Below are 12,058 nucleotides of genomic sequence, written 5' to 3' on the forward strand. Positions count from 1 at the left end.
TCTCTCTTGTGACCCGGGGCCGCGCCGCAAGCTGGCTCATATCTGTAGCCAGAATGTAACGGGACCGTCATTGACCAGCGACACCTGCATATCGGCAGCGAAGCGCCCGGTTTGCGTGGCGATTTGCTGGCCGCAGTGTGCAACAAAGTGGTTATAGAGCGCCTCGGCTTTTTCCGGCGCGGCGCCGCGCGAAAAGCCCGGACGCATGCCGCGTTCCGTATCGGCTGCCAGCGTAAACTGCGATACCACCAGCACGCTGCCGCCGGCCTGCTGGACGTTGAGGTTCATTTTCCCGTCGGCATCGCTAAAAATTCGGTATCCCAGCACCCGTTCACACAGGCGGTTTGCTTTCTGCTCGTCGTCTTCCCTCTCGACGCCCAGTAATACCAGGAGACCCGGGCCAATTTCACCCGTCACCTCTCCCGCCACGCTAACGCTCGCACGGGAAACGCGTTGAATTAATGCAATCATGGTTGGTCTGCTTCTTCTCGTTGTGCTGCTTTTTTAAGTTCGCGGTATTCCCCGAGAGTGACAGTAATTTCAGCCCCAAGCAAGACGATACACCAGGTCCAGTAGACCCAGAGAAACATGATAGGGATAACAGCCAGCACACCATAAATCAGCTGGTAGGAGGGGAACATGGTGATATATAAGCCAAAACCTTTCTTGCCCAGTTCAAACAGCACCGCCGCAACAAACGCCCCCAGCACCGCATCGCGGTTTGGTACGCGCGTGGTCGGAACAATGCTGTAGAGCAGCCAGAACGAGAGCCAGGAGAGGATCAGCGGGAAAATTCGCAGCACATCATCAATCACGCTATTAAGCTCACTCGCCCAGCGCAGCGACAGCAGATAAGAGCTGATTGCCAGACTTGCCCCGGCCAGCAGCGGGCCGAGGGTCAGGATCATCCAGTAGACGGCAAATGAGTAAACATGCGGGCGCACGCGGGTGCTGCGCCAGATGGTATTCAGCGCGCTGTCGATGGAGTACATCAGTAAGAGCGAAGTGACCACCAGCCCGCAGGCCCCTACCGCGGTCATCTTCGTCGAGTTAGCGACGAACTGCTCAATGTAGTTCTGGATAACGTCGCCGGTTGTGGGAATGAAATTGGCAAAAATAAAGTGACGCAGCTGGATGCTGATGTCGGAAAACATTGGGAAAACGGCGAACAGCGCGAAGATCACCGCAATCAGCGGCACCAGCGAAAGCAGTGAGACGTAGGCGAGATTCCCCGCCAGCGTCGTCATATTGTCATCGTTGATATGTCGCCACAGCAGTTTTGACCAGGCCTGCAGCGACTGCGCACTCCTCTTCGCGCGCTGTTTTACGGCTTCTTTCATAGCAGCTTTGAAAAATAGTCCGGAATGGTGGCCTTGTTAGCGACCAGGATCGACGTAATTCCCACGCGCTCAGCGCCAGCGATATTTTCAGCATTGTCGTCGAAAAAGACGGCATCTTCGGCAGAAAAACCTTCTAGCGTTAGAACCTGCTGATAAATTCTTGATTCGGGTTTACGCATGCCCATCTCTTGCGAGAGATAGATATGATCGGCGGCGGCGCGGATCTCCGGATACTGTTCCGGCCAGAAGGTCGTATGCAGGCGGTTGGTGTTGGACAGCACCACCACACGATCTCCTTTCGCGCGCAGTTTGTGCATGATATCGATAACGTCCGGGCGTAGCGCGACGAAAACCGCCTGCCAGCCGGTGGAGAATTGCTCATAACTTAACGGCAGCGCCATCTCTTCACACAGGGCTTTGGCGAACTCCTCATCGCTGATCTCCCCGCGTTCATGACGGTGGAAGGCCTCCCCCATGACAAAGTTCTGCTTCAGGGTTGCCAATGGTACGCGGCTGAAATCGCTCCAGGCTCCGAGCACCCGGTTGAAGTCGATATCGACAATCACATTACCTAAATCAAAGATATAGAGCATTTGCCTCTCCTTGCCTGCCATGGAGAGTTAACTGTAGCGGGAAAGTTTCCGCTTGAATAGCGGGCCCTTTCACGCCCGCGATCGCGGGATAAAAAAAGCCGCTGATAATCAGCGGCTTTTGTTGGGCTAAAAGAGGAGAATTACTCTTCTTTTGCACCGCGCATGGCGCGTTTACGGTCGTTCTCAGTCAGATGACGTTTACGGATACGAATGGACTGAGGTGTTACCTCTACCAGTTCGTCATCATCGATGAACTCGAGCGCCTGCTCCAGGGTCATCTTGATCGGCGGAACCAGAACCGTTGCTTCGTCAGTACCGGACGCACGCATGTTGGTCAGTTTCTTACCGGTCAGGCAGTTTACCGTCAGGTCGTTAGAGCGGCTGTGAATACCGATGATCTGGCCTTCATACACTTCCGCACCGTGACCGAGGAACAGCTTACCGCGATCCTGCAGACCGAACAGCGCAAACGCAACCGCTTTACCCTGACCGTTGGAGATCAGCACGCCGTTGTTACGCTGGCCCACTTCGCCCGGACGAATATCGTCGTAGTGGCTGAAGGTGGAGTACAGCAGACCGGTACCAGAGGTCATGGTCATGAACTCTGAACGGAAGCCGATCAGACCGCGGCTTGGGATCACGTAGTCGAGACGTACGCGGCCTTTGCCGTCCGGATTCATGTTTTTCAGATCGCCTTTACGCTCGCCCAGTGCCTGCATGACAGAACCCTGGTGCTGCTCTTCAACGTCCAGCGTTACGTTCTCGAACGGCTCTTGTTTGCGGCCATCGATTTCGCGGAAGATTACTTTCGGACGGGAAACCGCCATTTCGAAACCTTCACGACGCATGTTTTCGATCAGAACAGAGAGGTGCAGCTCACCACGACCAGAAACACGGAACGCATCCGCATCCTGAGTCTCTTCAACGCGCAGCGCAACGTTGTGCACCAGCTCTTTGTTCAGGCGGTCAAGGATCTGACGAGAGGTAACATATTTACCCTCTTTGCCACAGAACGGAGAGGTGTTGACGTTGAAGAACATGGTGACGGTCGGCTCATCAACGGAGAGCGCCGGCAGCGCTTCAACACTCTGCGGATCACAGATGGTGTCGGAGATATTCAGCTCGCCCAGACCGGTGATTGCAATGATGTCGCCCGCTTCAGCCACGTCACTCTCAATACGCTCCAGCCCCAGGTGAGTCAGCACTTTGCCAACTTTACCGTTACGGGTTTTGCCTTCGCTATCGATGATAGTGACCTGCTGGTTCGGCTTCACTTTACCGCGCTTGATACGGCCGATGCCGATTACGCCAACGTAGTTGTTGTAATCGAGCTGGGAAACCTGCATCTGCAGCGTGCCGTCGAGATCGACGTTCGGTGCCGGTACATGTTCAACAATCGCCTGGTACAGCGGGGTCATGTCTTCAGCCATGTTTTCGTGGTCCAGACCCGCGATACCGTTCAGCGCAGAAGCGTAAACGATCGGGAAGTCCAGCTGTTCGTCGGTCGCGTCAAGGTTAACGAACAGGTCGAAGACCTGATCAACAACCCAGTCCGGACGCGCGCCAGGACGGTCAACTTTGTTGATTACCACGATAGGTTTCAGACCATGGGCAAATGCTTTTTTGGTCACGAAGCGCGTTTGCGGCATCGGGCCGTCAAATGCGTCAACCACCAGCAGCACGGAATCGACCATGGACATTACACGCTCAACTTCACCACCGAAGTCGGCGTGCCCTGGGGTATCAACGATGTTGATACGATAATCATTCCATTTGATAGCGGTGTTTTTAGCGAGGATGGTAATCCCACGCTCTTTCTCCAAATCGTTGGAGTCCATCACACGCTCTTGAGTTTCAGCACGTTCGTCGAACGTACCGGATTGCTGCAGCAGCTTGTCAACCAGGGTCGTTTTACCATGGTCAACGTGAGCAATGATGGCGATGTTACGCAGATTTTCGATCACAACTTTGCCTCAGGCATTAGAAATAGCGCGTTATTGTACACGTATTAATCGAAGGACTAAACAGGATCACAAACATACCCTGCAAACAAGTATTGCAGAGTTGCTTTGTGATCGCTTTCACGGAGCGTTAAAAGGGGCAAATAACGAAAATTGCACCAATATGGTGCCCTATGTTTCCATAAAAGCACTATATTGGTGCAAGGTAACCATCATGGTGCAGCCCTTTTGCACTATGCCGAGCATGATAACGCCTTTTTGGGGTGATTTAAAAGTTGGCATAGATTTCGCTTATCCATTGTACGGCAACTACGCCAGATTTACGTAGTAATTAGAAGACCTCGTTACCACGACGACAATGACAATCCCGGGAGAGTTTAAGTATGTCCGCTGAACACGTTTTGACGATGCTGAATGAGCACGAAGTGAAGTTTGTCGATCTGCGCTTCACAGATACCAAAGGTAAAGAACAGCACGTCACGATCCCAGCCCATCAGGTAAACGCTGACTTCTTCGAAGAAGGCAAAATGTTTGATGGTTCTTCGATTGGTGGCTGGAAAGGCATCAACGAATCCGACATGGTGCTGATGCCGGACGCCACTACCGCTGTCATTGACCCGTTCTACGAAGAGTCTACGCTGATTATTCGCTGCGATATCCTCGAGCCAGGCACTATGCAGGGCTACGATCGCGACCCACGCTCCATCGCCAAACGCGCTGAAGAGTACCTGCGCTCCACCGGTCTGGCAGACACCGTGCTGTTCGGGCCAGAGCCGGAATTCTTCCTGTTTGACGACGTGCGTTTCGGCAGCTCCATCTCCGGTTCCAGCGTTGCTATCGACGATATCGAAGGCGCATGGAACACCACCACCAAATATGAAGGTGGTAACAAAGGTCACCGTCCGGCTGTGAAAGGCGGTTACTTCCCGGTTCCGCCGGTAGACTCCTCTCAGGATCTGCGTTCCACCATGTGTCTGGTGATGGAAGAGATGGGCCTGGTTGTCGAAGCGCATCACCACGAAGTGGCGACTGCGGGTCAGAACGAAGTGGCAACCCGCTTCAACACCATGACCAAAAAAGCGGACGAAATTCAGATTTACAAATATGTGGTACATAACGTTGCGCACCGCTTCGGTAAAACCGCGACCTTTATGCCGAAACCGATGTTCGGTGATAACGGTTCCGGTATGCACTGCCACATGTCTCTCTCCAAGAACGGCACCAACCTGTTCTCTGGCGACAAATACGCTGGCCTGTCTGAAATGGCGCTGTACTACATCGGCGGCGTAATCAAACACGCTAAAGCGATCAACGCCCTCTCTAACCCGACCACCAACTCCTACAAGCGTCTGGTCCCGGGTTACGAAGCACCGGTTATGCTGGCCTACTCAGCCCGTAACCGTTCTGCCTCTATCCGTATTCCGGTTGTTGCCTCTCCGAAAGCGCGTCGTATCGAAGTGCGCTTCCCGGATCCGGCTGCGAACCCGTACCTGTGCTTTGCCGCACTGCTGATGGCGGGTCTGGATGGTATTAAGAACAAAATCCACCCGGGCGAAGCAATGGACAAAAACCTGTACGATCTGCCGCCGGAAGAGGCGAAAGAGATCCCACAGGTTGCAGGCTCCCTGGAAGAAGCGCTTAACGCGCTGGACGCTGACCGCGAGTTCCTGACCGCCGGCGGCGTATTCACCGACGACGCTATCGACGCTTACATTGCGCTGCGCATTGAAGAGAACGACCGCGTTCGCATGACGCCGCACCCGGTAGAGTTCGAACTCTATTACAGCGTTTAATTACGTTATTAATACTCAGCCTCTTTCTCGTCACAGGCAGCTGACGGCGAGAAAGAGGCCAGAGAATTTTTTAGTTGCCGTGGAAACTTTGGCCCATCACACGATGGGCTTTTTTCGCCGACAACAACCTGATCTCACGCGCTTTTTCTTTCTATAACGCTATACTGCACAAAATTGGTGCATATCTCCGGGAGACTGCTACATGGCAAGCGGCGCGCTGCCCGATGCTGGGCAGATCCTCAACTCTTTGATCAACAGCATCCTGCTGGTTGATGACGACCTGGCGGTACATTACGCCAACCCCGCAGCACAACAGCTGCTGGCGCAAAGCTCGCGCAAACTGTTCGGCACCCCGCTGCCGGAACTGCTGAGCTACTTCTCCCTCAATATCGACCTGATGCGTGAAAGTTTGCATGCAGGCCAGGGCTTTACCGATAACGAAGTGACGCTGGTCATCGACGGGCGCTCGCATATTCTCTCCCTGACGGCGCAACGCCTGCCGGACGGGCTGGTGCTGCTGGAAATGGCGCCGATGGATAACCAGCGTCGTTTAAGCCAGGAGCAGCTTCAGCATGCTCAACAGGTGGCGGCGCGCGATCTGGTGCGCGGCCTGGCGCATGAGATTAAAAACCCGCTGGGCGGCCTGCGCGGCGCGGCACAGCTTTTGAGTAAAGCCCTGCCCGACCCGTCGCTGCTGGAATACACCAAAGTGATCATTGAGCAGGCCGACCGCCTGCGCAATCTGGTCGATCGCCTGTTAGGGCCACAGCAGCCGGGAATGCACGTTACCGAAAGCATCCATAAAGTGGCCGAGCGCGTGGTGAACCTGGTGTCGATGGAGCTGCCAGCTAACGTCACGTTAATTCGCGATTACGATCCCAGTTTACCGGAGCTGGCGCACGATCCTGACCAGATCGAGCAAGTTTTACTCAATATCGTGCGCAATGCGCTTCAGGCATTAGGGCCGGAGGGCGGCGAAATTATTCTGCGCACCCGCACCGCGTTCCAGTTAACGCTGCACGGTGTGCGTTATCGCCTGGCAGCAAGAATCGATGTGCAGGATAACGGCCCGGGTATACCGCAGCATCTGCAGGACACGCTGTTTTACCCGATGGTCAGCGGCCGCGAAGGCGGCACCGGGCTTGGCTTATCGATTGCACGCAGCCTGATTGATCAACACTCAGGCAAAATTGAATTTACCAGTTGGCCAGGCCATACCGAGTTCTCGGTATTCCTGCCTATTCGGAAGTAGAGGTGTTTATGCAACGAGGGATAGTCTGGATCGTGGATGACGATAGCTCCATCCGTTGGGTGCTTGAACGCGCGCTCACCGGGGCAGGCTTGAGTTGTACAACGTTTGAAAGTGCCATTGAAGTGCTTGATGCGCTGACCACCAAAACGCCGGATGTTCTGCTTTCGGATATCCGTATGCCCGGTATGGACGGGCTGGCACTGTTAAAACAGATTAAGCAGCGCCATCCGATGCTTCCGGTCATCATTATGACTGCCCACTCCGATCTTGATGCGGCGGTAAGCGCTTATCAGCAGGGAGCATTCGACTACCTGCCTAAACCGTTCGATATTGATGAAGCGGTGGCACTGGTTGAGCGCGCTATCAGTCACTACCAGGAGCAGCAGCAGCCGCGCAATGTGCAGGCTCTCGGCCCGACCACCGATATCATTGGCGAAGCGCCGGCGATGCAGGATGTGTTTCGCATTATTGGCCGTCTGTCGCGCTCATCGATCAGCGTATTGATTAACGGCGAGTCCGGCACCGGGAAAGAGCTGGTTGCCCATGCGCTGCATCGCCACAGCCCGCGCGTCAAAGCGCCGTTTATCGCGCTCAATATGGCGGCAATCCCGAAAGATTTGATTGAATCGGAGCTGTTTGGCCACGAAAAAGGGGCTTTTACCGGCGCTAACACCATTCGTCAGGGGCGTTTTGAGCAGGCCGACGGCGGCACGCTGTTTCTTGATGAGATTGGCGATATGCCGCTTGATGTGCAGACGCGTTTGCTGCGCGTGCTCGCCGATGGGCAGTTTTACCGCGTGGGCGGCTATGCGCCGGTGAAAGTCGATGTGCGTATTATTGCGGCGACACACCAGAACCTGGAGCTGCGCGTGCAGGAGGGGAAATTCAGGGAGGATCTGTTCCACCGCCTGAATGTTATCCGTGTGCATCTGCCGCCGCTGCGCGAACGCCGGGAAGATATTCCGCGTCTGGCGCGCCACTTCTTACAGGACGCGGCCCGTGAACTGGGTGTGGAAGCGAAGCTGCTGCACCCGGAAACCGAAGCGGCATTGACCCGTCTGGCATGGCCGGGCAACGTGCGCCAGCTGGAGAACACCTGCCGCTGGTTAACGGTGATGGCGGCAGGGCAGGAAGTGCTGATTCAGGATCTGCCCAGTGAACTGTTTGAAGCTACCGCGCCGGAAAGCCCGTCGCAGAGTTTGCCGGACAGCTGGGCAACGCTGCTCGCGCAGTGGGCCGATCGCGCGCTGCGTTCCGGTCATCAAAACCTGCTCTCTGAAGCGCAACCGGAGATGGAGCGCACCCTGCTGACCACCGCGCTGCGCCACACTCAGGGGCATAAGCAGGAAGCGGCACGCCTGCTTGGCTGGGGGCGCAATACCCTTACGCGTAAGTTAAAAGAGCTGGGAATGGAGTAAACGTAAAGCGCGATCCGCCCGCGAAAAGTGCTGCTATTTTGTGCTTTACTGTTCGTCGCAGTGCAGTATGATCTTGCGCGTTCAGGGGGGTTATCATGCTGGAATCGTTCATTCATCTGGTTACGGCTGGCGCCTCTGCCAGCCATACGCCACAAACGGCTGTCGCAGCGCTGCTGTGTGCAACGCTGGTCGGGCTGTTTAGCTAACGGTTTAACAGGCCTGGTGCTTTTGCAGGCCTGTTAAATCACCCGCGAGAACTGCTGTAGCCGCGCTTTCTGGCGCAGATAGACATCGAAGCACATGCAGATGTTGCGAATCAACAGACGCCCTTTCGCCGTTACCTGAAGCCCCTGCTCATCCCTCTCCACCAGCCCATCTTTGATCAATGGCGCAAGCAGTTGCAGATCTTCAGCAAAGTAGTCCTGGAAATCGAGATCCCACGCGCGCTCAATATCGCTGAATGAGAGACGGAAATTACAGATAAGCCCTTTGATCACATCCCGGCGAATGCAGTCATCGCGGGTCAGCGCAATGCCGCGCCACAGCGCATTTCCCTGCTCATCAACCTGCTGATAGTAGTGTTTGAGCTCTTTCTGGTTTTGCGCATAGCTGTCGCCAATCATGCTGATGGCAGAGACGCCAAGGCCCAGCAGATCGCTGTCGCCCTGAGTGGTGTAACCCTGGAAGTTGCGGTGCAGCACGCCGTTGCGCTGGGCAATCGCCAGTTCATCATCCGGACGGGCAAAGTGATCCATGCCGATAAACTGATACCCGGATGCGGTCAGCGAGGAGATGGTCTGCTGCAGGATATCGAGCTTCTGCTGCGCCGAAGGCAGATCCGCGTCTTTGATTTTACGCTGGGCGGCAAAGAGCGTCGGCAGATGTGCATAGTTGAAGACGCTTAAGCGATCGGGGCTGAGTTCGCCGACGCGTTGCAGCGTATAGGCGAAACTCTCCGGCGTCTGTTTGGGCAGGCCATAGATCAGGTCAATATTGGTCGAGGTAAAGCCGATGTCGCGCGCGTGGTTAAGCAGAGCAAAGATAAACGATTCATCCTGTTCGCGGTTAACCAGCCGCTGCACCTCTTTATTAAAATCCTGCACGCCCATGCTGAGGCGGTTAAACCCTTCCCCACGCAGATGGTCGAGCACATCCAGTTCAATTTCGCGCGGGTCGACCTCAATGGAGATCTCCGCCTCGGCATCAAAGGCGAAGTTGCCGCGCAGCAGCGCCATCAGGCGGCTGATCTGTGCTTTGTTGAGATAGGTTGGCGTACCGCCGCCCCAGTGCAGCTGGCTGACGTGACGGCCTTTAAACAGCGGCGCGCGGTGGATAATCTCCTGCTCCAGCGCATCGAGGTATTGATCGGCTTTATGCTGCTGGCGGGTGACGATTTTATTGCAGCCGCAGAAGTAGCAGAGCTTGTGGCAAAACGGGATATGAACGTAGAGCGAAAGCGGACGTTCAGGGTAACGCGCCACGGCGCGGTGAAAATCCGCTTCGCCAAAGGCGTCAGAAAACTCAAGCGCGGTGGGATAGGACGTGTAACGCGGCCCGGAATAGTTATATTTCTGGATCAGGGCCAGATCCCAGTCGATGACGTGCTCAGACATTGCTTACTCCTTCCGATGACGCCGCTGGCGATACCGGCGGCCTGGGCCGATCCCGTTTCGGGTTATCAGCCGGTTGCGCAGCCACTGTTTGCGCCGCGACAACCGCTGTAGTTTAACGAATAACCACACCAGATAACATATAACCGGAAGGGTTATAAGCAGGACGGGAAGCCCCATAAGAAAGGATTAGTTGCCGCCCTTGAGCAGACGCATCATATCTTCCTTACGCTCCTCTTCCTCTTCTTCTTCGTCATCATCGTAAGAGAGGCCCAGCTTCTGCATCAGCTCATCAATACGATCCAGTTTGGCATCAACCCATTTCTGCTCGTCGGCGCTCAGGGTTTCGCCCTCTTCAAGACGTTCAAGTAGCGCATCCAGGCGCTCATCCGTTTCCAGCATCTCTAATTCAGCCTGTGGTGAAAGCATAGGTTTCTCACTCTTCGGTTTGTGCTGCTTAGTGACTGGCGTGTCGGTAACACCCAGCGGAATCGGTGTTTTACTGCCAATACGCGGATCTTTCTGCGCTTTGCCCTTGCCGGAGCCTGAAGCGTTATCGCCACCGTTCGCGCGGCTGCCTGAAGCGTTGCCGCGATGCCGTTTATCACGCTTACGTTCGCGGCCTTCCTGGTTCAACTCTTCACGGGTTTTACGGCGCACTTTGCCGCGCGGTTGGGTAGACGGTTTTTTCATCATAGGGGTCTTAGGTGGTTTTTCATCAGTATAGAATTGCGGCGGAATCTAGCAGAAAGCAAGCAAAGAAAAAAGGCGGCAGTGTAAACTGTCGCCTTTTTTCTTGACCCTGACCCGTAAAGGGCTCTACGTTCCCTGTTTGCTGTCAACGTGCCCTGTTTTTCCATTAGCATCAACACTCCGTGTTGCGGTCCCTCTCCTTGTGAACGTCTCCTGACGTTTTCCTCTGGTCTTCGCCTCCTGGCGCTCCCGACCCCTCAATCCGTGAGTTATCCTTTCCTGTAAAGCGTCCTGCTACAGGGCGTTACTTTACCTGTCTCAGAGAAAGAGACAAGTATGAATACCCTTACAAACGATAAATTAAGAGAATTCCACAAAAATAAGTCTTTGATTGCATTATTATTGACTATTTTTAAACCTGCAATTACTCCGAAAGTTCGCAACGTATAAAGGGCAAATATCCTACAAAGCGCGCGGCAATCACCTACAAAGAGGAATGATGCGAGAAAAACAGTCTTTTACGTGGGTTCAGGTATAATCCCCGCATGCTTTAACGATGGAGACGACCGTTTTGACTAACCTGAATTACCAACAGACGCACTTTGTCACCAGTGCGCCTGATATTCGCCACTTACCCGCCGATACCGGCATCGAAGTGGCATTCGCTGGCCGCTCCAACGCCGGAAAATCGAGCGCACTCAATACGCTAACCAATCAAAAGAGCCTGGCGCGCACCTCTAAAACGCCGGGCCGTACCCAGCTAATCAACCTGTTCGAAGTCGTAGAAGGCAAACGCCTTGTCGACCTGCCCGGCTACGGTTATGCCGAAGTGCCGGAAGAGATGAAAATCAAATGGCAGCGCGCGCTGGGTGAATATCTGGAGAAACGTCAGTGCCTGAAGGGGCTGGTCGTACTGATGGATATCCGCCATCCGTTAAAAGATCTCGACCAGCAGATGATCCACTGGGCGGTAGCAAGCGAGATCCCTGTGCTGGTGCTGCTGACCAAAGCGGACAAGCTCGCCAGCGGCGCGCGCAAAGCGCAGGTTACGATGGTGCGGGAAGCGGCAATTGCCTTTAACGGCGATGTGCAGGTTGAAGCGTTTTCGTCGCTGAAAAAACAGGGCGTGGATAAACTGCGCGAGAAGCTGGATAGCTGGTTCTCTTCTATTGCGCCGGCAACAGAAGACGCAGGCGAATAACCCTTCTGGCGCGGCGTCCGCTGCGCTTTATTGCTTTCTTTCGCGCAATAAAAAACGCCCCAGTCATTACTGACTGGGGCGGCTAAATATTCAGCCAAATCCGATTACGTGAAGTAAAAGGTCTGAAAGATAGAACATCTTACCTCTGTACCCTACGCGAATAACTCTACTCCCTTTTTGGATCTGGAAAAAGGACT

Annotated in this window: 12 protein-coding genes; 5 read left to right on the forward strand and 7 right to left on the reverse strand. The window is 54.6% G+C overall.

The features are described from left to right. Positions 1–36: 36 nt before the first annotated feature. The 4 genes from dtd to typA all read right to left on the reverse strand — a co-directional run bounded on the left by dtd (position 37) and on the right by typA (position 3,897). Positions 37–471, reverse strand: coding sequence for a D-aminoacyl-tRNA deacylase (gene dtd, locus BWI95_RS01215; RefSeq protein WP_023479361.1), 435 nt, complete (start codon positions 469–471; stop codon positions 37–39). Continuing rightward, positions 468–1,340, reverse strand: coding sequence for a virulence factor BrkB family protein (locus BWI95_RS01220; RefSeq protein WP_076768859.1), 873 nt, complete (start codon positions 1,338–1,340; stop codon positions 468–470). Before BWI95_RS01220 ends, dtd begins: the two co-directional genes overlap by 4 nt. Further along, positions 1,337–1,933, reverse strand: a complete 597-nt coding sequence (yihX, locus tag BWI95_RS01225; RefSeq protein ID WP_054804144.1) for a glucose-1-phosphatase — start codon at positions 1,931–1,933, stop codon at positions 1,337–1,339. The genes BWI95_RS01220 and yihX overlap by 4 nt, the downstream gene beginning before the upstream one ends. A 140-nt stretch (positions 1,934–2,073) precedes the next feature. Then, positions 2,074–3,897, reverse strand: coding sequence for a ribosome-dependent GTPase TypA (typA, locus tag BWI95_RS01230; protein WP_042712320.1), 1,824 nt, complete (start codon positions 3,895–3,897; stop codon positions 2,074–2,076). Positions 3,898–4,277: 380 nt separating this feature from the next. Here typA and glnA point away from each other — a divergent pair, with 380 nt between their 5' ends. The 4 genes from glnA (at position 4,278) to BWI95_RS23190 (ending at position 8,563) form a co-directional block, all read left to right on the forward strand. Continuing rightward, complete coding sequence (glnA, locus tag BWI95_RS01240; RefSeq protein WP_023479289.1) at positions 4,278–5,687, forward strand: glutamate--ammonia ligase; 1,410 nt, start codon at positions 4,278–4,280, stop codon at positions 5,685–5,687. 202 nt (positions 5,688–5,889) lie between these two features. Then, positions 5,890–6,939: a nitrogen regulation protein NR(II) gene (glnL, locus tag BWI95_RS01245; RefSeq protein WP_023479377.1), complete on the forward strand. Its 1,050-nt coding sequence runs from the start codon at positions 5,890–5,892 to the stop codon at positions 6,937–6,939. 8 nt (positions 6,940–6,947) lie between these two features. After that, the gene (glnG, locus tag BWI95_RS01250; RefSeq protein WP_054804147.1) at positions 6,948–8,357 is read left to right on the forward strand and encodes a nitrogen regulation protein NR(I); all 1,410 of its coding nucleotides are present in this window, start codon (positions 6,948–6,950) and stop codon (positions 8,355–8,357) included. A gap of 95 nt (positions 8,358–8,452) precedes the next feature. Then, the gene (locus BWI95_RS23190; protein WP_094192975.1) at positions 8,453–8,563 is read left to right on the forward strand and encodes a YshB family small membrane protein; all 111 of its coding nucleotides are present in this window, start codon (positions 8,453–8,455) and stop codon (positions 8,561–8,563) included. A 33-nt stretch (positions 8,564–8,596) separates the two neighbouring features. Here the strand turns inward: BWI95_RS23190 and hemN are convergent, their stop codons facing one another. Then, positions 8,597–9,970: an oxygen-independent coproporphyrinogen III oxidase gene (hemN, locus tag BWI95_RS01255; protein ID WP_054804145.1), complete on the reverse strand. Its 1,374-nt coding sequence runs from the start codon at positions 9,968–9,970 to the stop codon at positions 8,597–8,599. Positions 9,971–10,156: 186 nt separating this feature from the next. Beyond that, positions 10,157–10,660, reverse strand: coding sequence for a Der GTPase-activating protein YihI (yihI, locus tag BWI95_RS01260; protein ID WP_042712325.1), 504 nt, complete (start codon positions 10,658–10,660; stop codon positions 10,157–10,159). A gap of 571 nt (positions 10,661–11,231) precedes the next feature. Here yihI and yihA point away from each other — a divergent pair. Continuing rightward, a complete protein-coding gene (yihA, locus tag BWI95_RS01265; protein ID WP_023479300.1) occupies positions 11,232–11,861 on the forward strand; it encodes a ribosome biogenesis GTP-binding protein YihA/YsxC in 630 nt (209 codons plus the stop codon). Between the two features lie 90 nt (positions 11,862–11,951). Here yihA and spfP read toward each other — a convergent pair whose 3' ends face one another. Then, a complete protein-coding gene (spfP, locus tag BWI95_RS24100; RefSeq protein WP_071892919.1) occupies positions 11,952–11,999 on the reverse strand; it encodes a small protein SpfP in 48 nt (15 codons plus the stop codon). Between the last annotated feature and the right edge of the window lie 59 nt (positions 12,000–12,058).

Source organism: Kosakonia cowanii JCM 10956 = DSM 18146, assembly GCF_001975225.1.
Lineage (GTDB): Bacteria > Pseudomonadota > Gammaproteobacteria > Enterobacterales > Enterobacteriaceae > Kosakonia > Kosakonia cowanii.